The 19,295-nt window shown below is 59.6% G+C and carries 18 protein-coding genes; 13 read left to right on the top strand and 5 right to left on the bottom strand.

Features of this window, described 5'->3' with window-relative positions:
- Positions 1 to 5: 5 nt before the first annotated feature.
- Both glnE and LRS40_RS10345 read right to left on the bottom strand, forming a co-directional pair.
- Positions 6 to 2,864 carry a bifunctional [glutamate--ammonia ligase]-adenylyl-L-tyrosine phosphorylase/[glutamate--ammonia-ligase] adenylyltransferase gene (gene glnE / locus LRS40_RS10350; RefSeq protein ID WP_231313644.1) on the bottom strand — a complete coding sequence of 953 codons (2,859 nt, stop codon included), beginning with the start codon at positions 2,862 to 2,864 and terminating at the stop codon, positions 6 to 8.
- Between the two features lie 18 nt (positions 2,865 to 2,882).
- Positions 2,883 to 4,184, bottom strand: a complete 1,302-nt coding sequence (locus LRS40_RS10345) for an inorganic triphosphatase (RefSeq protein ID WP_231313643.1) — start codon at positions 4,182 to 4,184, stop codon at positions 2,883 to 2,885.
- Positions 4,185 to 4,422: 238 nt separating this feature from the next.
- On the opposite strand from LRS40_RS10345, the gene LRS40_RS10340 reads away from it, so the two are divergent.
- On the top strand, positions 4,423 to 5,043 hold the full coding sequence (locus LRS40_RS10340) for a TIGR04211 family SH3 domain-containing protein (RefSeq protein WP_106995850.1): 621 nt from the start codon (positions 4,423 to 4,425) through the stop codon (positions 5,041 to 5,043).
- A gap of 61 nt (positions 5,044 to 5,104) precedes the next feature.
- Positions 5,105 to 6,346, top strand: coding sequence for a multifunctional CCA addition/repair protein (locus tag LRS40_RS10335; protein WP_231313642.1), 1,242 nt, complete (start codon positions 5,105 to 5,107; stop codon positions 6,344 to 6,346).
- A gap of 13 nt (positions 6,347 to 6,359) precedes the next feature.
- On the opposite strand, the gene bacA is transcribed toward LRS40_RS10335, so the two are convergent.
- Together bacA and folB are read right to left on the bottom strand one after the other, a co-directional pair.
- On the bottom strand, positions 6,360 to 7,178 hold the full coding sequence (bacA, locus tag LRS40_RS10330) for an undecaprenyl-diphosphate phosphatase (RefSeq protein ID WP_039031758.1): 819 nt from the start codon (positions 7,176 to 7,178) through the stop codon (positions 6,360 to 6,362).
- 104 nt (positions 7,179 to 7,282) lie between these two features.
- Complete coding sequence (gene folB / locus LRS40_RS10325) at positions 7,283 to 7,651, bottom strand: bifunctional dihydroneopterin aldolase/7,8-dihydroneopterin epimerase (RefSeq protein ID WP_106995853.1); 369 nt, start codon at positions 7,649 to 7,651, stop codon at positions 7,283 to 7,285.
- Between the two features lie 107 nt (positions 7,652 to 7,758).
- Between folB and plsY the strand changes: the two genes are divergently transcribed.
- The 10 genes from plsY to ureG all read left to right on the top strand — a co-directional run bounded on the left by plsY (position 7,759) and on the right by ureG (position 16,239).
- Positions 7,759 to 8,373: a glycerol-3-phosphate 1-O-acyltransferase PlsY gene (gene plsY, locus LRS40_RS10320; protein WP_142487131.1), complete on the top strand. Its 615-nt coding sequence runs from the start codon at positions 7,759 to 7,761 to the stop codon at positions 8,371 to 8,373.
- Positions 8,374 to 8,492: 119 nt separating this feature from the next.
- Entirely contained in the window at positions 8,493 to 9,959 is a 1,467-nt protein-coding gene (locus tag LRS40_RS10315) for an MFS transporter (protein ID WP_156264655.1), read from the top strand.
- Between the two features lie 798 nt (positions 9,960 to 10,757).
- Entirely contained in the window at positions 10,758 to 11,585 is an 828-nt protein-coding gene (locus tag LRS40_RS10310; protein WP_231313641.1) for an urease accessory protein UreD, read from the top strand.
- A gap of 10 nt (positions 11,586 to 11,595) precedes the next feature.
- Positions 11,596 to 11,898 carry an urease subunit gamma gene (locus LRS40_RS10305; protein WP_103822891.1) on the top strand — a complete coding sequence of 101 codons (303 nt, stop codon included), beginning with the start codon at positions 11,596 to 11,598 and terminating at the stop codon, positions 11,896 to 11,898.
- A 9-nt stretch (positions 11,899 to 11,907) separates the two neighbouring features.
- Entirely contained in the window at positions 11,908 to 12,222 is a 315-nt protein-coding gene (locus LRS40_RS10300; protein WP_142487135.1) for an urease subunit beta, read from the top strand.
- A complete protein-coding gene (ureC, locus tag LRS40_RS10295) occupies positions 12,215 to 13,918 on the top strand; it encodes an urease subunit alpha (protein WP_231313640.1) in 1,704 nt (567 codons plus the stop codon). The genes LRS40_RS10300 and ureC overlap by 8 nt, the downstream gene beginning before the upstream one ends.
- A 9-nt stretch (positions 13,919 to 13,927) precedes the next feature.
- Positions 13,928 to 14,392: an urease accessory protein UreE gene (gene ureE / locus LRS40_RS10290; RefSeq protein WP_156264658.1), complete on the top strand. Its 465-nt coding sequence runs from the start codon at positions 13,928 to 13,930 to the stop codon at positions 14,390 to 14,392.
- Between the two features lie 9 nt (positions 14,393 to 14,401).
- Entirely contained in the window at positions 14,402 to 14,941 is a 540-nt protein-coding gene (locus LRS40_RS10285; RefSeq protein WP_142487138.1) for a HupE/UreJ family protein, read from the top strand.
- On the top strand, positions 14,941 to 15,612 hold the full coding sequence (locus LRS40_RS10280; protein WP_231313639.1) for an urease accessory protein UreF: 672 nt from the start codon (positions 14,941 to 14,943) through the stop codon (positions 15,610 to 15,612). Before LRS40_RS10285 ends, LRS40_RS10280 begins: the two co-directional genes overlap by 1 nt.
- Before the next feature lie 9 nt (positions 15,613 to 15,621).
- Positions 15,622 to 16,239, top strand: a complete 618-nt coding sequence (gene ureG / locus LRS40_RS10275) for an urease accessory protein UreG (RefSeq protein ID WP_142487140.1) — start codon at positions 15,622 to 15,624, stop codon at positions 16,237 to 16,239.
- A 32-nt stretch (positions 16,240 to 16,271) separates the two neighbouring features.
- Here the strand turns inward: ureG and LRS40_RS10270 are convergent, their stop codons facing one another.
- Entirely contained in the window at positions 16,272 to 18,251 is a 1,980-nt protein-coding gene (locus LRS40_RS10270; RefSeq protein ID WP_231313638.1) for a S8 family serine peptidase, read from the bottom strand.
- Positions 18,252 to 18,609: 358 nt separating this feature from the next.
- On the opposite strand from LRS40_RS10270, the gene LRS40_RS10265 reads away from it, so the two are divergent.
- Positions 18,610 to 19,281 (top strand): response regulator transcription factor, encoded by a 672-nt coding sequence (locus LRS40_RS10265; protein ID WP_156264662.1) that lies wholly within the window; start codon positions 18,610 to 18,612, stop codon positions 19,279 to 19,281.
- Positions 19,282 to 19,295: the final 14 nt, after the last annotated feature.

Below are 19,295 nucleotides of genomic sequence, written 5' to 3'. Positions count from 1 at the left end.
TAATATCACACTTGTTTTGTTACGCACGGTTCCACCAGCCACTTCTGCCAGCAGGCCCGCACCAGCTCTCGCTCGGCGTTAAAACAGTCGAGCGGCAGATGACCCGGCTGCTCCTGCAGGGCCAGATGGTGCAGCTCATCGCGCAGGGTGGTGTAGGCGCGGGTCAATGCCAGCGCCTCGTGCTCGTCCATAATGTCGTTTTGCGCCAGCAGCTCCAGAATGCGCACGTTATCCGACCAGCGGGTGAGCTTCGGCTTGCTGTGCGCGTCACGCAGCACCAGATACTGGGTGATAAATTCAATGTCGGTGATGCCGCCCTCGTCGGCTTTGATATCAAAGCGATCCCGGTGTTTATTTCCCAGATGGGCGCGCATCTTCTCGCGCATCTCACGCACTTCGGTTTGCAGCGTTGGCCCCTCGCGCGTGGCGGTGAGCACGTCGCGGCGAATGGTATCAAACTGCGCTTTCAGCTGCGGATCGCCATACACCACCCGGGCGCGCACCAGGGCCTGATGCTCCCAGGTCCAGGCCTCGTTCTGCTGATAATCCGCGAAGGAATCGGTAGAGGTAACCAGCATCCCCGCCGCCCCGGACGGCCGCAGACGGGCATCCACCTCATACAGAATGCCGGACGAGGTCCGGGTGCTGAACAGGTGCATGATGCGCTGGGCGAGGCGCAGGTAGAACTGACGGCCGTCGATCTCGCGCTCGCCGTCGGTCATCACATCCACCGGGCAGTCGTGCAGGAAGATCAGATCCAGATCGGAGCTGTAGCCCAGCTCCCAGCCGCCCAGTTTGCCGTAGCCCACCACCGCAAAACCGCGTCCTTCGCGATCGGCCAGATGCTTCGGCTGGCCGTAACGGGCCACCATCTGCACCCACGCCTGATGGACTACCGCATCGATAATCGCTTCCGCCAGCCAGGTTAAGTGATCGCTCACTTTCATCACCGGCAGCGTCCCGGAGATATCCGCCGCCGCCACGCGTAGCAGCTGCGCCTGCTTAAACTGACGCAGCGCCTCCAGCTGCTGCTCTTCGTCCTCTTCCGGCACGCGCAGCAGATACTGGCGCAGCTCATCGCGGTAGGCGTCGGTCGCCGTCGGCTGGTAAAGGGTGTTGGGATCGAGCAGCTCGTCCAGCAGCAGCGGATAGCGCGCCAGCTTGCTGGCAATCATCGGCGAGGCAGCGCAGAGCGAAATCAGGTGCTTGAGCGCACCCGGGAACTCGCTGAGCAGCTCCAGATAGGTGGTACGGGTGATGATCCCACTCAGAAGCGGGGTCAGGCGCGACAGCGGCACCGGGGCATCGGCCCGGGAGCAGACGTCGCTGAGCAGATGCGGCATCAGGTGATCCAGCACCTGGCGTCCGCGTGGGCCAATGGCGCGCTTGTTCAGCTCAAGGCGGAAATCAGCGATCAGCGCCACTACCCGATGGCGATCTTCATCGCTGAGGTGGGTCAACACCGGGGTGGTATCGTCCTCTTGCAGCGCATCCTGCCACAGCTCGCGCCAGTGCTCGGACAGCTCATCGTCCTGGGATTCGCTCTCGTCGTCGCCGATCAGGTCGTTAAAAATGCGGCGCACCGCGGCCATATGGGCATCCAGCGCGTCGATCAGCGCCTGCCAGTCGTCCAGGCGCATCCCCCAGGCGAGGCGGGCGCGGTTAAGCTCATCCCCCGGCAGGGTCTGGGTCTGTTCGTCATTAATGCTCTGGAGCAGGTTCTCCAGCCGCCGTAAAAAGAGGTAGGCCTCGCGCAGGATCCGGTCATCGCCTTCCGGCAGCAGGTTCAGCTGGGCGATGGCGGCCAGGGTGGGCAGCAGGGAGCGGGACTGCAGCGAGGGCTCGCGCCCGCCGCGTATCAGCTGGAACACCTGGACGATAAACTCGATCTCGCGGATGCCGCCCGCCCCCAGCTTGATGTTGTCTTTCAGGCCGCGACGACGCACTTCCCGGGCAATCATTCCTTTCATGTTGCGCAGCGACTGAATAACGCTGAAATCAATGTAGCGACGGAACACGAACGGGCGCAGCATGGCGCGCAGCTCGTTGGCATAGGTATCGCCGGTATCGCCCATGATCCGCGCCTTAACCATCGCGTAGCGTTCCCAGTCGCGCCCCTGCTCCTGGTAATAATCCTCCAGCGCGGCAAAGCTCAGCACCAGCGGGCCGCTGTCGCCGAACGGGCGCAGGCGCATATCCACCCGGTAGACAAAGCCGTCCTGGGTTGGTTGATCCAGGGCCTTGATCAGCCGCTGTCCCAGCCGGGTGAAGAACTGGGCGTTATCCAGCTCGCGACGTCCGCCGCGGGTGGCCCCCTTCTCCGGCCAGGCGAAGATCAGATCGATGTCCGAGGAAAAATTGAGTTCGCCGCCGCCCAGTTTGCCCATGCCTAAAATCAGCAGCGGCTGCGGGGTGCCGTCCTCGCTGCACGGGGTGCCCCATTCGCGGCAGCAGGCGTCGTACAGCCAGTCGCGGGCGGCGACGATCAACGTCTCAGCCAGGTGACTTAACTGCTGCAACGTGCTCTCTTCACTCACCAGCATCAGCGCCTGCGCCCAGGCGATGCGCACCATCACCCGTCGACGGAACTGGCGCAGCGCGCGCATCAGCGCGGTTTCATCGCTGATTTCCGCCAGCGCGTCCTGTAACCACTGCGCGTAGTGCTGCCACTCGTCCGCCTGGGGTGGCGAAGCCTCAAGCTCCGCCAGCCAGTCAGGATGGGCGGTAACGCTCTCCTGCACAAAGTCGCTGAAGGTCAGCACCTGGCGGGCCTGATCGCTTAACGACGAGGCGGGTAATGCTTCCGGCAGACGCTCACATACCGTCTGCCACTGCTGCTGTAAGGGTGAAGAAAGCGGCATCATGGGGGTTCCTTGCCTGCGTTAACGTTTTCCGCTGTGCAGCCAGAATGGCTCCTGCGAAATGGCTTCATTGCGGAAATGCTCAATTTCAATATGCTGGCGGGTCTTGATGGCATACAGCAGCCCTTGCCAGTTCTCCAGCCATGCGCGGGCGACCGGTCCGTCATAGGCCCCTGCCAGCAGCAGAATGCTGTCGACGTTACGCGCCAGCCGGATCAGCTGATCGCCATACTGATCGCCCAGCGGATGCCCGAAAATGGTTTTCAGTTCAGCGGCGTGACGGGATAGGTGGATGTCGGCGAAACGCTTGAAGTTTTCCGCCATTTTGGTCTCCCCCTTCGCATCGAGGAAGCTGCGCCAGCCCCGGGTCACCAGGAACTCGGTGAGCGCCAGCTTAGCGATAGCGGTTTGCGGGCTGTAGACCGCCGTCTCGGCAGAAACATCAGAGGCCATCAGGGCGTCGGCCTGGGTCAGCAGATCACGTAAGTGAGCACTCGCTTTACGCGGCACAATGCCGCCGAACAGCGTCAGGCTGTGACGCACCAGCGCCATCGCCGCCAGCACGTGCTCTTTTGCGCCTTTCACGCCGCGGATCCACAGCTCTTCGTGGTATTGCCACTGGCTCAGCGCCAGCTCCAGCGAGGCTTCAAAGCCCTGCTCGACGGAGGATTTCGGCGCGACGCGCAGAATTTCGGTCGGCTTCAGGAGGCGTGGCGCGTTGCCCTGGGCCAGATGATAGCCGCGAGCGGCTTTGCTCAGGCTGCCCTGACGCAGGCCGCTCTGGGTTACCAGCTTGCGGGCCAGCTTCAGCACGTCATCGGCGTGGCCTTCCAGCAGCTCAAGCTCCAGCTCGCAGATCGGCTCCTGGAACTCGCCCGCTTTTACTTCACCCAGGTCGAGGGCGATTTCGATCCGGCTTTTACCTTCGTTCACCAGCCACTTCTCGCGCCAGAAATCGGTGCTGAACAGCGGGCTGACGCTCTCCGCCAGCCCGTCTGGCAGCCCACCTTCCGGCCACACTTCCGCCGGGAAGCGCGCGAGCTCCAGCTCGGGCTGGCCAAGCTCAATGTTGTATTCCGGGCGCTGATGCAGGCCGCCGACCACGCGACCGCCGATTTTCATGGTCATCTCATAACGCCCGTCCACGCCGCGGATGCGCAGACCCCGGTCGTGACGGCGCAGCCACAGGTCCTGGGTTTCGTAATAGATGTTGAGCAGCTGCACCGGCGCGTAATGCTCGCCGTTCAGCTGATGCAGGTGATTTCGCAGCGCGTCAACGCTGCCGCTTTCAACGATAAACTTTAATTCGATTTCCTGAGCCATGGCCTTGTTCTTTTGATTGCAACATCGCGGGGTAAATTACGGCGAACTTACTCGCCACTTTTTTGTCAGTAGATAGTATTTTGCGCCAGATTGCCACGCAATGGGCAATTTGACGGGCGTAAAGTTTGCTACAGTGGCCATCAGGGCACAGAGGATTCCGAATGCTGACGAATCCTTTGAGCCTGAAGACTGTTTCCACTAATATCGTTCCACTTTTTATGAAAATAACGACTGCCTGATGCCTAAATTACGCCTGATCGGACTGACATTACTTGCTTTAAGCGCCGCGACCGTGGTCCACGCAGAAGAGAAGCGCTACGTTTCTGACGAACTGAACACCTGGGTACGCAGCGGTCCGGGTGACAATTATCGCCTCGTGGGTACGATTAATGCCGGCGAGGAAGTGGTGCTGTTGCAGAGCAATGCGGAATCCAACTATGGCCAGGTACGCGACAGCAGCGGCCGTACCGCCTGGATCCCCCTGAAAGAGCTTAGCACCGACCCGAGCCTGCGCACCCGCGTGCCGGATCTGGAAAACCAGGTCAAAACCCTGACCGACAAGCTGACCAATATCGACGCCACCTGGAACCAGCGCACCGCTGAAATGCAGCAGAAAGTGGCCCAGAGCGACGGGGTGATCAACGGCCTCAAAGATGAGAACCAGAAGCTGAAGAACGAGCTGATCGTCGCCCAGAAAAAGGTGAGCGCGGCCAACCTGCAGCTGGATGACAAACAGCGCACCATCATCATGCAGTGGTTTATGTATGGCGGCGGCGTGCTGGGTATGGGTCTGCTTCTGGGTCTGGTGCTGCCACATCTGGTGCCGAGCCGTAAACGTAAAGACCGTTGGATGAACTAAGTCGCCATCTCTGCCATACTTACGTATTATTTTGCCAATATTTGATACGGGAGAGTGTGGCGTGAAGATTTATCTGGTCGGTGGTGCGGTTCGTGATGCGTTGTTAGGTCTGCCGGTCAAAGATAAGGACTGGGTGGTGGTGGGAGCCACCCCTCAGGCCATGCTCGATGCGGGTTACCAGCAGGTAGGCCGCGATTTCCCTGTCTTTCTGCACCCGCAAAGCCGTCAGGAGTACGCCCTGGCGCGTACCGAGCGCAAATCCGGCGTCGGCTATACCGGGTTTATCTGCCATGCCGACCCTGATGTCACCCTCGAAGACGATTTGCAGCGCCGGGATCTGACCATCAACGCCCTCGCACAGGATGAAAACGGTCATATCGTCGATGCTTACGGCGGTAAACAGGATCTGCAAAACCGCATCCTGCGTCATGTGTCCCCTGCTTTCTCGGAAGATCCGCTCCGCGTCTTGCGCGTGGCGCGCTTTGCTGCCCGCTATGCCCATCTGAGCTTCCGCATTGCCGACGAAACCATGGCCCTGATGACGGCGATGACCGACGCGGGCGAGCTGGAACACCTTACGCCTGAGCGCGTGTGGAAAGAGACCGAGAATGCGCTCACCACCCGCAATCCGCAGGTTTACTTCCAGGTGCTGCGCGACTGCGGGGCGCTCAAAGTGCTGTTCCCGGAAGTGGATGCGCTGTTCGGCGTGCCTGCCCCGGCGAAGTGGCACCCCGAAATTGACACCGGCATCCATACCCTGATGACCCTGAGCATGGCGGCGATGCTGAGCCCCGACGTGGACGTGCGCTTTGCCACCCTCTGTCACGACCTCGGCAAGGGCTTAACGCCACCCGAACTGTGGCCGCGCCATCACGGCCACGGCCCGGCCGGCGTCAGGCTGGTTGAAAAAGTCTGCCAGCGCATGCGGGTGCCGAACGAGATCCGCGATCTGGCAAAGCTGGTCGCCGAGTTCCATGACCTGATCCACACCTTCCCCATCCTCAAACCGGCCACCATCGTCAAGCTGTTCGACAGCATCGACGCCTGGCGTAAGCCGCAGCGCGTGGAGCAGATCGCCCTGACCAGCGAAGCCGACGTGCGCGGGCGCACCGGGTTTGAAGCCAGCGACTATCCGCAGGGGCGGTTGCTGCGCGAAGCCTGGGAGGTGGCGAAAGCCGTGCCGACCAAAGCGGTGGTCGAGGCCGGATTTAAAGGGCCAGAGATTCGGGAAGAGTTAACGAAACGGCGGATTCAGGCGGTAGCGTACTGGAAGGAACAGCGTTGCCCTCAGCCAAAAGACTGAGGGCAGTCGGTCATCAGAAGAAGACCACGTAGACCGCGGCCGCCACGATAAAGCGATAGATGGCGAACGGGATAAACGAAATACGCTTGATCAGCTGCAGGAAGGTTTTGATGGCAATCAGCGCCACGATAAAGGCGGTGATAAAGCCCACGGCAAACATCGGAATGTCGCCTGCGGTCAGGAAGTGATAGCTCTTGTAGAGATCGAGCGCGGTCGCTCCCATCATCATCGGCACCGCCAGCAGGAACGAGAACTCAGAGGCGGCATAGCGGCTCACGCCCATCAGCATCCCGCCTGAAATTGTCGCCCCGGAGCGGGAGAAGCCCGGCCACAGCGCCAGACACTGGAAGCAGCCAATCATAAACGCCTGGCGGTAGGTCATATCATCCAGACCCGGCGCGCGCGGCTCTTTTGGCTTCAGCAGCTCCGCGGCGATCAGCAGCACGCCACCGACCACCAGCGCGTACATCACGTTAATCGGGTTAAACAGCGATTTGATGGTGTCATGTAACACCAGACCCAGCACCACTGCCGGGATCATCCCGAGCAGAATGTGCAGCAGGGTCAAACGCCCTTTGCCGGAGCCTTCATGCGGCGGGTGACCAAAGTGAATGCCAATCAGCCCGAACAGGCGGCGCCAGAACATCACCACGACCGCCAGAATGGAGCCTAACTGGATCACCACCTCAAAGGTTTTCGCCGTTTCGCCCTCAAACCCCAGCAGATGGCCGACGATAATCATATGGCCCGTACTGGAAACCGGCAGAAACTCTGTCAATCCTTCGACTACACCCAGTATTGCTGCCACCAGCAGGGAGTGCATATCGCTCATCAATAAACCCCTAAAAAGACAAAAAAACGGGTTACCCGGGGGGCAACCGCAGAAGGAACAGCTGTAAGACTGATTTAACAGGAATTGGTTTAACTATTATACCGTTAAATATTTCCTTTCAGATTTTGGCTACGCTCAATGATGACGCCCACATTGGCCGCCCGGGCTACCGCGCCCGGCTTGCTGACTTTGATGCGCACCCACGGGGAATTAAAGCGGCTGAGCAGCAGCTCCGCCACCTCTTCCGCCACGCGTTCCACCAGCGCAAAACGCTGTCCTTCCACGTGGCTAATGACGGTTTCGCTGACGTCGGCATAACTGAGACAATCGTTCACATCATCGCTTTTCGCGGCGGCGACGTTATCCCAGCCCATTTCGATATCGAACACTAGCTTCTGTTCGATGGTCTGTTCCCAGTCATACACCCCGATAGTGGTGATTACCGAAAGTTGCTCTATAAATACTATATCCATCACGACCTGCCTGGTTTTTGGCTAAACCGGATACCACTCCCGGCGAATTATGCGTATTATCCACAGATGCTAAGTACAAAACGATATTTTCAAAACGGAACAGCGTTATGAGTGCAATCGCGCCTGGAATGATCCTCCTCGCCTACCTTTGCGGCTCAATTTCCAGCGCCATTCTGGTCTGCCGTATCGCCGGATTACCCGATCCACGCGAGAACGGCTCCGGGAATCCGGGGGCGACCAATGTACTACGAATTGGCGGCAAAGGAGCAGCCGTAGCGGTTCTGATTTTTGACGTCCTGAAAGGCATGCTTCCCGTCTGGGGCGCGTATGCGCTGGGCGTGACGCCATTCTGGCTGGGGCTGATTGCCATCGCCGCCTGCCTGGGCCATATCTGGCCGGTATTCTTCGGTTTCAAAGGCGGTAAAGGCGTGGCCACCGCATTCGGCGCCATTGCCCCTATTGGCTGGGATCTCACCGGCGTAATGGCCGGCACCTGGCTGCTCAGCGTGTTGCTCAGCGGCTACTCCTCTCTTGGCGCTATCGTCAGCGCGCTGATTGCCCCGTTTTACGTCTGGTGGTTCAAACCGCAGTTCACCTTCCCGGTGTCGATGCTCTCCTGCCTGATCCTGCTGCGTCATCATGACAATATCCAGCGCCTGTGGCGTCGTCAGGAGACCAAAATCTGGGCCAGGCTGAAGAGAAAGAAGAAAGATCCGCAGTAAGGCGACTCTGCTCCCCTTTCGCCTGCCCCCTTAGTTATGCCTTATAACCAAATGTGATTTAGATCGTTTTCTTGCGGTGAGTACTCTTTTTGTTCGTACAGCCAACACAACATAAGAAAATGACAGAGATCGCAGATCCAACCTCACTTGCAACGGCAGGAAAAACTCCCGACGGGGAGATCAAATGGGTCCGTAACGCAGCGGACGTCACCCAACTGGTTAATGAAGGCTCCCAGGGCCGGGCCAATGCGCGCATCGTCATCGGCATTGCGCTGGGCGGTATCTTCCTGGATGCCTACGACCTGGGCGCGCTGGCGTTCGGGATCAAAGACATTACCCGCGAGTTCAACCTTACGCCCGCAGGCACCGGCATGGTGGCCTCGGCGATCACCTTCGGCGCAATTGTCGGGGCGCTGATTGGCGGCTACCTGACGGATAAAATCGGTCGTTACCGGGTCTTTATGGCCGACATGGTGTTCTTTGTGGTCGCGGCCATCGCCTGCGCGTTTGCCCCGAACGAGTACGTGCTGGCAGGGGCGCGTTTTGTGATGGGCCTGGGCGTGGGGATCGACCTCCCCGTGGCGATGGCCTTCTTAAGTGAGTTCGCCAGGCTGAAAGGCCCCGGCAACAAAGCCGCCAGCGTCGCCATGTGGTGTCCCACCTGGTATGCCGCAATCAGCATCTCATACCTGCTGGTGCTCTTCTTCTATGGCGTGCTGCCGGAGACGCACAGTGACTGGCTGTGGCGAATTATCCTCGGCTTCGGGGCGATCCCCGCGCTGGTGATCATTGCCATCCGCAGTAAGTACATGAGCGAATCGCCGGTGTGGGCGGCGAATCAGGGCAACCTGAAAGAGGCGGCCTCGATTCTGCGCAAGGCGTATAACATTAATGCCCACGTGCCGCAGGAGGCGCTCGATCAGCCCGCCCCGGTGGTGAACAAAGCCAGCTGGCGTAACTACCTGAATCTGTTCCGTGGGGTCTATCTGCGCCGCACTACGCTTGCCACGCTGCTGTCGGTTGTGTCGTCCTTCGCCTATAACGCCGTGGCCTTTGGCCTGCCGGTGATTATCTCCAGCTTCTTTGTGCAGTCGATGCTGACCACGATTCTGATCTCCCTGGCCCTGAACCTGCTGTTCGCCTTTGTCGGCGGCCTGCTGGCGGTGCGGCTGGTACCGCGTTTTGGCGCCTGGCGGATGTCGCTGGGGGGTTATAGCTGTCAGCTGATTGCCCTGCTGGTGCTGGCGATTATCGGTCGCCCGGAAGGCGCGGCGGAGGGGATCGCGGCGGTGGCGATGCTGGCCCTGTTCCTGTTCGGCCAGGGCTTTGGCCCGGGGGCGCATACGATGACCTTTGCCTCGCTCAGCTACCCGACGTCGCTGCGCGGTGTCGGTGTGGGGCTGAACCAGACGCTGATGCGCAGCAGCTCGACGCTGTCGCTGTTTATGTTCCCGCTGCTGGTGGCCTCGATGGATACGGCGGTGTTCTGGGTGATCGCCCTGGCGCCGCTGATTGGGTTGGTTTCGCTGCTGGCGATCCGCTGGGAGCCCTCCGGGTATGATATTGATGCGGAGGATTACCGGTAAGGTATTACCTGTCTGGTAAGGCATTATGTAGCAGGAGTGGAATGGTTCCGTTCACCTCATGTCCAGCAGAATATGAAATGAACGGAACCTGTGAACGTGATAAGGGGGCCACCGCGGCCCCCTTATCAATCCCCGCGGCCCCGCGACGAAATCGGTGCTTCGCACTACGCTCACCTCCCGACCTGACGCCTGCGGTCGGCTCAACTCGTGATTACTCGTCCCATCCATGGGACTCGCCCCTACGGGGCCAACGCAAGCGTTGTTCAAAATTGCTCCCGGCAATTTTGTCCTGTCTCGATTCGCCTCTGGCCGCCATCCCTGGCGTCCAGCCCTTGTCATACGGTCTCCGGTTCGCCGATTTCAGCGGGGACTCAACACCCGTGCCACATTCAAACCGCAGAGAAGGTTGAGGGAGCGAAAGTCCGGCTGAAAATCGCTGAGGCGTTGACCGCAGGCCGGGGCAAGGCGCATGGATGCGCCGAGAGGGCGTGACCTACATGGATGTAGGATCACGCCCGACCCGATAGCCGAAGGGAATAAGCCGAAGGCACCGCGAAGCGGCGATTTTCTTTGCCGGGAGCCGGGATTGTTAAGGGGGCGGCGGCAGCCCCCTTAACACGTTCACCGCAGCGGGGCGCACATAACGCAGAGAAGTCATAGTGAACGGAACAATTCCACCACTCCAGAAAATAAGTGAGCTCTTAGCGAACGCCTCATCCATAAGTGACTCATATGACAGCCTTCATTTCCGCCAGGGCATACTAAAAAACACCCCGATGGCGAGCAGATGGATGAAGCATGTCAGCAACTCAGATGGTTGATAAAACAGTAAAAGGCTGGCAGGCCTCGCTTGCTTTGCAGTTTTGTCACACCCCTGAAAAAACCCTCCTTCACGCTGTCCGTCACGTCGGTCCCCTTACCGTACAACGTCCGTTCTATCCCGAAGGCGAGACCTGCCACCTCTATCTGCTGCATCCGCCGGGCGGGATTGTTGGCGGGGATGAACTGACGATCGACGTCCACCTTGAGGCCCGCAGCCATGCGCTGATCACCATGCCCGGCGCCAGCAAGTTCTATCGCAGCACTGGCGCGCTGGCGCGGCTGGATCAGCACTTCACGCTGGACGAAAACGCCATTCTGGAGTGGCTACCGCAGGACACCATTTTCTTCCCCGGCGCGAATGCCGCCCTGCGCTCGGTGTTTCATCTGCAGCGCAGCAGCACCCTGCTGGCCTGGGAGCTGTTTTGCCTCGGTCGCCCGGTGATCAATGAGCCCTTCAGCCACGGACGCATTGAGAGCCGCCTTGAAATCTGGCTCGAGGGCGAACCGCTGCTGATCGAGCGCCAGCATCTGGCGGACGGCGATCTGTCGCCAGTGGCGGAACACCCCTGGATCGGCACCCTGCTGTTTTATCCGGCAACCGAAACGCAGCTGGATGATGCCCGTGAGCTGTTGACCCCACTGAACGATTTTGCGGGCGCTACCCTCACCGACGGCCTGCTGTCGGTCCGTTTTCTGGCCCATGACAACCTGATTTGCCAGCAGGCGATGCGCGAGATCTGGCAACGCCTGCGCCCGCAGCTCACCGCCAAAGCCCCCTGCTCGCCCCGAATCTGGCACACCTGAGAGACGCACGATGGAACTGACCCCCAGAGAAAAAGACAAGCTGTTGTTGTTTACCGCCGCGCTGGTGGCCGAGCGCCGTCTCGCCCGCGGCGTAAAGCTCAATTACCCGGAATCGGTGGCCCTGATCAGCGCCTTCATTATGGAAGGGGCGCGCGACGGGCAGACGGTGGCGGAATTAATGGAAGCCGGTCGCCACGTTCTGACCCGCAGCCAGGTGATGGAGGGCGTGCCGGAGATGATCCCGGACATTCAGGTGGAGGCCACCTTCCCGGACGGCTCCAAGCTGGTCACCGTTCACAATCCGATCCTGTAAGGGGGGAGCATGATCCCAGGCGAATATCAGATACAACCCGGGCAGATCGTTATTAATGCCGGGCGCAACACGCTGACGACGATCGTCGAGAACCACGGGGATCGTCCGATCCAGGTCGGATCCCATTACCATTTTTACGAGGTGAACCCGGCCCTGAAGTTCGATCGTGAGCCCACCAAAGGTTACCGGCTGAATATTGCCGCGGGCACCGCCGTGCGCTTCGAGCCGGGGCAAAAGCGCGCCGTCACGCTGGTGCAGGTGGCGGGCGCGCAGCGCCTTGTCGGCTTTCGCGGCGCGGTGATGGGCGAGGTGGATCATGGCTGAGATCTCGCGTCAGGCCTATGCCGACATGTTTGGCCCCACCACCGGGGATAAGGTGCGGCTGGCCGATACCGAGCTGTGGATCGAGGTGGAACAGGATCTGACGATCTACGGCGAAGAGGTCAAATTCGGCGGCGGGAAGGTGATCCGCGACGGCATGGGACAGGGGCAGATGACGGCGCAGGAGTGCGTGGATCTGGTGCTGACCAACGCGCTGATCGTCGATCACTGGGGGATCGTCAAAGCCGATATCGGCGTGAAGGACAGCCGGATCGTCGCCGTGGGCAAAGCCGGTAACCCGGATATTCAGCCCGGCGTAACCATCCCGATTGGCGCGGCCACCGAGGTGATCGCCGCCGAAGGCAAGATCGTCACCGCAGGCGGGGTCGATACCCATATCCACTGGATCTGCCCGCAGCAGGCGGAAGAGGCGCTGGTCTCCGGAGTGACCACCATGATCGGCGGCGGCACCGGACCTGCTGCCGGCACCCACGCCACCACCTGCACGCCAGGCCCCTGGTATATCGCGCGGATGCTCCAGGCCGCCGATACGCTGCCAGTGAATATCGGCCTGCTGGGAAAAGGCAATGGCTCCAACCCCGATGCCCTGCGCGAGCAGGTTGCCGCAGGGGCCATCGGCCTGAAAATTCATGAGGACTGGGGCTCAACGCCCGCAGCGATCGACTGCGCCCTGACGGTGGCGGATGAGATGGATATTCAGGTGGCGCTGCACAGCGACACCCTTAACGAGGCCGGGTTTGTCGAAGACACCCTGGCGGCTATCGCCGGGCGCACCATTCATACCTTCCACACCGAAGGGGCGGGCGGTGGCCATGCGCCGGATATCATCACCGCCTGCGCACACCCTAACATTCTGCCCTCTTCCACCAACCCGACCCTGCCCTACACGGTCAACACCATCGACGAGCATCTGGACATGCTGATGGTCTGCCATCACCTCGACCCGGATATCGCTGAGGACGTGGCCTTTGCCGAATCGCGCATTCGCCGGGAGACCATCGCCGCCGAGGACGTGCTGCACGACATCGGCGCCTTCTCCCTCACCTCGTCGGATTCGCAGGCGATGGGACGGGTGGGCGAAGTGATTATCCGTACCTGGCAGGTGGCGCACCGCATGAAGGTGCAGCGCGGCCCGCTGGCGGACGAGCGCGGCGCTAACGATAACCTGCGGGTGAAGCGCTATATCGCCAAGTACACCATCAACCCGGCGCTGACCCACGGCATTGCCCACGAGGTCGGGTCGATTGAGGCCGGAAAGCTGGCGGATCTGGTGGTCTGGTCCCCGGCCTTCTTTGGCGTGAAGCCCGCCACCATCGTCAAAGGCGGGATGATCGCCTGCGCGCCGATGGGCGACATTAACGCCTCGATCCCCACCCCGCAGCCGGTGCACTACCGGCCGATGTTTGGCGCGCTGGGCGCCGCCCGTCATGCCACCAGGCTGACGTTTGTCTCGCAGGCCGCTGCCGACAACGGCATCCCGCAGGAGCTGAATTTGCAAAGCGCCATCGCGGTGGTCAAAGGCTGCCGGACGGTGAAAAAGGCCGACATGATCCACAACGGCCTGCAGCCGAACATTACCGTCGACGCGCAAACCTATGAGGTGCGCATCGACGGGGAACCGATCACCAGTGAGCCGGCAGAGATCCTGCCGATGGCGCAACGCTATTTTCTGTTCTGAGGAGGAATCATGATCACCTTAACCCAACGCCTTGACCATCCCCATGCCGTGACCGCCCGCGTGACGCTGCCGATTGATGTCCGGGTCAAGAGCCGTGCCCGCGTGGTGCTGGACGACGGGCGCGATGCCGGGCTGATACTGCCGCGCGGCCTGCTGCTGCGGGGCGGCGACCTGCTCACCAGCGACGACGGGCGTGAGGTGGTAGAGGTCGTTGCCGCCGCCGAGCCGCTGTCGGTGGTGCGCTGCGCCGATCCCTTCCTGCTGGCCCGCGCCTGCTATCACCTGGGCAACCGCCACGTGCCGCTGCAAATCTTGCCCGGCGAGCTGCGCTATCACCACGATCATGTCCTGGACGAGATGCTAAAGCTGTTCGATCTCGAGGTGACTTTCGCCAGCCTGCCTTTTGAGCCGGAAGCGGGCGCCTACGCCAGCGAAGGCCACTCCCATTCGCACTCTCACGCACATTCACATTAAGGATCCATCATGCGTAAGTTATTACCCCTGCTGCTGCTGGCCTTCTCCCTGCCCGCGCTGGCCCATCCGGGGCACGGCAGCGACAGTTTTCAGGCCGGCTTTTTCCATCCCCTGACCGGGCTGGATCATCTGCTGATGTTGACCGGCGCAGGCGTGCTCGCCGCCCTGAGCGGCCGCAGGCTGCTGATGCCCTTCGCCACCCTCGGGATGATGCTGACCGGCGCCGTCGCGGGCAGCCTGTTGGGGGGCTTTAGCGGCATGGAGATGCTGATTATCGCCTCGCTGGCGGTGTGCGGCGTAATGATGTTCAAAACCGAAAATCGTCTGCTGCTGGCCGTACCGGCGCTGGCGATGTTCCACGGCTGGGCCCACGGCGTCGAGATGGCAGGCCACAGCTTCTGGCTTTTCACCAGCGGCTTTATGCTCGCCAGCGCGGCGGTGCTGTGCGTCAGCTTTGCTGCCGGTATGCTGCTGCGCCGTCACGATGGGCTGCGTAAAACCTTCGGCGGCGGGCTGATCGCCTCCGCTCTGCTGGCGCTGATGAGCTGATGGAGCCCTCCCGCCAGCTGCGCCTGATGCAGCTCACCAGCAGCAGCCTGCCGGTGGGATCTTATACCTGGTCGCAGGGGCTGGAGTGGGCGGCGGAAGCGGGCTGGGTCACCACCCCGGCCGCGTTCAAAGCCTGGCAATGTCAGCAGATGAAGCAGAGCTTTTTCTGCGTCGATCTGCCGCTGTTTTCCCGTCTGTATCGCGCCTGCGAGCAGAACAATATCGCTGCCGCCTCGCGCTGGACGGCATACCTGCTGGCCTGCCGCGAGACTCGCGAACTTCGGGAAGAGGAGCGCAACCGCGGAGCGGCCTTCACCCGGCTGATCAAAAGCTGGGAGGCGGACTGCCCGCCCGACTGGCTGCCGCTGTTCTCGCAAAGCCAGCTGTGCGGCATGGCATGGCTCGGCGTGCGCTGGGGAATCGGCCTGCACGAGTTGGCGTTAAGCCTCGGCTACAGCTGGATTGAGAGCGCGGTGATGGCGGGCGTCAAGCTGGTGCCCTTCGGCCAGCAGGCGGCCCAGCTGTTGATCATCGAACTCTGCGATCGCTTTGCCGACGGGCTGGAGCAGGCGCTTTTGCGCCGCGATGACCAGCTGGGGGCGGCCACGCCGCTTTCCGCCATCGCTTCGGCGCGTCATGAAACCCAATATTCACGGTTATTCCGTTCCTGAGGAGTCTCTATGTCTGAGTACAAACACCCCCTGCGCGTAGGCGTCGGCGGTCCGGTGGGGTCGGGCAAAACCGCCCTGCTGGAAGCCCTGTGTAAAGCGATGCGCGATCGGTATCAGCTGGCGGTGGTGACCAACGATATCTACACCAAAGAGGATCAGCGCATCCTCACCGAAGCGGGGGCGCTCGAGCCGGAGCGCATTGTCGGGGTGGAAACCGGCGGCTGCCCGCACACTGCGATCCGCGAGGATGCCTCGATGAATCTGGCGGCGGTGGAAGCGTTAAGCGAGAAGTTCGGCAATCTGGACCTGATCTTTGTCGAGAGCGGCGGAGATAACCTGAGCGCCACCTTCAGCCCGGAGCTGGCGGATCTGACGATCTACGTGATCGACGTGGCGGAAGGGGAAAAGATCCCGCGTAAAGGCGGGCCGGGGATCACCAAATCCGATTTTCTGGTGATCAATAAAACCGATCTCGCCCCCTATGTTGGCGCATCGCTGGAGGTCATGGAGCGTGACACCAACCGGATGCGCGGCGAGCGTCCCTGGACCTTCACTAACCTGAAAGCGGGCGACGGGCTGGCAACGATTATTGGCTTCCTGGAAGAGAAAGGGATGCTGAAGATGTAAAAAAAGCCTGGCGTGACGCCAGGCTGTGGATGTTATTTACAGCTGTTGCCCGTTGCGCCCGGCTGACGCCACACGCCCCAGGTGCCGCCAGTGCCCGGGGTTTCCTGGCCCGGATTGACGTACCACTGGTTCATCCAGATCTTGCCGTTATACGACACTTTCGTGCATTTGGTCGGATAGGCGATTTTTGCGTTATAGGCCGGGACATCCAGCGCTGGCGCTGCCGGTTTGCTGACCTTAATGGTCATGCTGTCCTGCGCGGTACGCCCGTCTTCGCCGGTAGTGGTCAGCGTATAGGTCACTTCACCTTCGGTATTGGCCGGGATCACCGCCCAGGCATGCGCACTGTTCACGCTGTTGACCAGCGAGCCGTTCAGCTTCTCCTGCAGCCAGAAGGTGCCGGCCCCTTTGGTGACGCTCCAGTTAAACGACTTCACGTTCAGGCTCTTACTGCCATCCAGCGGATAAGTGCTTACGCCGCTGGCAGGTGAAACCATGGTGTAGTCCGCACCTGCGGCTGCTGTCGGGGCTGGGGCGGTTTTGCCGCCATCCTTCAGGGCCAGGATCCGCGCGACCGCACGTTCCATATCAGGATGGGTTCCCACTTTAGCCGACTCTCCGTTCGCCAGCGAGGTGCCGGTGTCCTGGAGGATCTGACGCATCTGCACCGGGGTGACGGTGATACCGTTCGCTTTGGCAATCCCTGACAGGCTGGCCACGGCGCCTGCAATGATAGGGTTGGCGGAGGAGGTGCCAGCGAAGGTGTTGGTATATTGCGCGTTTGCGGCATTATAAAGACTACCGTAGCCGGCAGTCACGACATCCCAGCAACCCCATGAGGAGCTGGTCACACGCGATCCGTAGGTGCTGAACGACGCTTTTTTGCCGTCTTTGGCGCAGAATGCCCCGGCAATGATGGCACCTGAATCGCGGGTATGAACGTCAAATTTCCCCTTAAACGCCGAATGGTCAAGGTTGATATTGCCATTCCCCGCGGCTTCTATCACGTACACGCCTTTGTCAGTCAGGGCCTTAATCACGTCGTAATAGCTTTGCACGTTTTCCTGCGGGACATAGCAGTCTTTAGTGGTACAACCGGTTATCTCCCCGCCGCCGGTTTGCATCCCGATCTGCACCACGTCGCCCGCTTTCAGCAAAGGGATCATGTTATAGAGGTTGTTATACTTCCAGTCTGAGAAGCCGACACGGCTTTTCCAGCTGAGACCACGCACCCCAGCGCCAATATCTTTGGCCGCCATAATCGCCACGGAAGCGGTATCGTGATCGTCGATGTACTTCGTATTTCCCTGGGTTAACGCAGGCGTCGGCAGATTGATGTGGTTCACATTCCAGATATCGTTTTCCATGGAAATAATGGTCACACCTTCGCCTGCATTACCCGGATATTGATTCACACTGTCACGGTTGACCCCGCCCATATAATATCCCTGGCGTTTGTCCGTTGGCGCTTTAGTGTAATATTGCAGATGACGGAAATCTGGTACCGTTGAGGCACCGACTGAACTTTGCACCGTGGATTTCAGCAACGGCTGGTTTTGTTCATTTCCAACATGATATTTATCCAGCGATACCGGCAGGCTTTCGGGATACACGATGTCGACATTGGGGTTTTGTTCCAGCTCCGCAATCATATTATTGATATAGGTTCTGTCGGTCGCTTTACTTTCCGGTAATTCAATACGCAGATAACGATCGAAACCATACCGCGCATTAAGCTGGGCGAACTCATCGGATTGGGTGCTGCGCAGTTTGTTCGGACGGAACATGCTGGTCGGCACCAGCGATGGATCGCTCAGGGTCAGCTGGTTAGTCGTGGTGCTGGCGCTGGTCGTGCCGGTTGATTTCAAAAGCGGTTTGCTGGGTTTCAGTTTAACCACAATGGCGACATAAGATTCGCCGTTCTGAGCGAGTTCTACCTGCGGGGCCGTTTCTGCATAGGCTGAACAGGTGACGGCTGCGCAAATTAGCAGGGACAATATACTTTTTTTCATTTTAGCCAATATTCCATTAGGTCATAAATAAACACACATCCTTTTTTCAGCTTGAATTAAAAACGCCCCACCACCAATAAGAGCGCTCTGGCAAGAAAGCAAGAATTTTCCTGCCAAGACGTCAGGATGAAGCAATAATGAAATATAAAAGATGTCAATGACGACTGAGAATAAAATTAACTTAAATACCTGATGGAAAACTTTATTACCTACCTGCATCTCACTTAAAATAACCGCGCAAGGACACTTTATAATAAAAATGTTTATTCCAGCGCAACAGCAAAATAAACATGTCCGGTAAAATTGATTTTTATCTGAGCACATCAAAATAGTGCGGTAGCACGCAAAAGGAACCCCGATGACAATCAAGATTGCGATTGCGGATGAACACACCATTATTCGTCGGGGTGTGCGCGCCATGATCATGGACAACCATACGCATCTGACGGACACCCACTCCCCGCTTAACCTTTGCGTTACTGGCGAGGCGGCATCAACCAGCGAGCTGCTGAACCTGCTGGCACAGAATAAAATCGATATTTTGCTGCTGGGCTACACCCTCATCCAGTCGCTGAACGATATGGAGGGGCTGACGCTGGTGAAATGGTTAATGCATCACTACCCCACGCTAAAGGTCATTATGCTCTCGCCCGATACCAATCCGCTGATGATCCGCCTGGCGCTGGAGGCGGGTGCCAGGGCTTATCTCAGTCGGCATACGAATGAGAAAATCCTTGGCCAGGCGCTGCAATCGGTGATGAGCGGCGAGGTGTTTGTCGAGCGCACCCTGATGAATACCCTCTTTCAGAAAGGTAAAACCAGCAACGAGGCGCTCTCGCCACGGGAAACAGAAGTGCTGCGTTTGATTTGCAAAGGGTTAAGCCTGACGGATATTTCACGGCGTATGCATCTGAGCATCAAAACCGTGAGTGCGCATAAAATGCGGGCGATGGAGAAGCTGGGGGTGAAAAACGGCTGTCAGCTTTACTGTCTGTTAGCCAAAACCCGGATGTTCGATATCGTTATCTGACATCCGGGCGTTTG

Origin of the sequence: Leclercia sp. G3L, from assembly GCF_021117075.1 — a bacterium.
GTDB classification, from domain to species: domain Bacteria; phylum Pseudomonadota; class Gammaproteobacteria; order Enterobacterales; family Enterobacteriaceae; genus Enterobacter; species Enterobacter adecarboxylatus_C.
The sequence above is the reverse complement of the archived record's forward strand: the minus strand, read 5'-3'. Positions and strand labels throughout refer to the sequence as shown.

What these genes read in the sequence shown, in the direction of transcription:
- glnE (WP_231313644.1), bottom strand. Translation starts at nt 2,864, where the DNA reads ATGATGCCGCTTTCTTCACCCTTACAGCAGCAGTGGCAGACGGTATGT.
- LRS40_RS10345 (WP_231313643.1), bottom strand. Translation starts at nt 4,184, where the DNA reads ATGGCTCAGGAAATCGAATTAAAGTTTATCGTTGAAAGCGGCAGCGTT.
- LRS40_RS10340 (WP_106995850.1), top strand. Translation starts at nt 4,423, where the DNA reads ATGCCTAAATTACGCCTGATCGGACTGACATTACTTGCTTTAAGCGCC.
- bacA (WP_039031758.1), bottom strand. Translation starts at nt 7,178, where the DNA reads ATGAGCGATATGCACTCCCTGCTGGTGGCAGCAATACTGGGTGTAGTC.
- folB (WP_106995853.1), bottom strand. Translation starts at nt 7,651, where the DNA reads ATGGATATAGTATTTATAGAGCAACTTTCGGTAATCACCACTATCGGG.
- plsY (WP_142487131.1), top strand. Translation starts at nt 7,759, where the DNA reads ATGAGTGCAATCGCGCCTGGAATGATCCTCCTCGCCTACCTTTGCGGC.
- LRS40_RS10315 (WP_156264655.1), top strand. Translation starts at nt 8,493, where the DNA reads ATGACAGAGATCGCAGATCCAACCTCACTTGCAACGGCAGGAAAAACT.
- LRS40_RS10310 (WP_231313641.1), top strand. Translation starts at nt 10,758, where the DNA reads ATGTCAGCAACTCAGATGGTTGATAAAACAGTAAAAGGCTGGCAGGCC.
- LRS40_RS10305 (WP_103822891.1), top strand. Translation starts at nt 11,596, where the DNA reads ATGGAACTGACCCCCAGAGAAAAAGACAAGCTGTTGTTGTTTACCGCC.
- LRS40_RS10300 (WP_142487135.1), top strand. Translation starts at nt 11,908, where the DNA reads ATGATCCCAGGCGAATATCAGATACAACCCGGGCAGATCGTTATTAAT.
- ureC (WP_231313640.1), top strand. Translation starts at nt 12,215, where the DNA reads ATGGCTGAGATCTCGCGTCAGGCCTATGCCGACATGTTTGGCCCCACC.
- ureE (WP_156264658.1), top strand. Translation starts at nt 13,928, where the DNA reads ATGATCACCTTAACCCAACGCCTTGACCATCCCCATGCCGTGACCGCC.
- LRS40_RS10285 (WP_142487138.1), top strand. Translation starts at nt 14,402, where the DNA reads ATGCGTAAGTTATTACCCCTGCTGCTGCTGGCCTTCTCCCTGCCCGCG.
- LRS40_RS10280 (WP_231313639.1), top strand. Translation starts at nt 14,941, where the DNA reads ATGGAGCCCTCCCGCCAGCTGCGCCTGATGCAGCTCACCAGCAGCAGC.
- ureG (WP_142487140.1), top strand. Translation starts at nt 15,622, where the DNA reads ATGTCTGAGTACAAACACCCCCTGCGCGTAGGCGTCGGCGGTCCGGTG.
- LRS40_RS10270 (WP_231313638.1), bottom strand. Translation starts at nt 18,251, where the DNA reads ATGAAAAAAAGTATATTGTCCCTGCTAATTTGCGCAGCCGTCACCTGT.
- LRS40_RS10265 (WP_156264662.1), top strand. Translation starts at nt 18,610, where the DNA reads ATGACAATCAAGATTGCGATTGCGGATGAACACACCATTATTCGTCGG.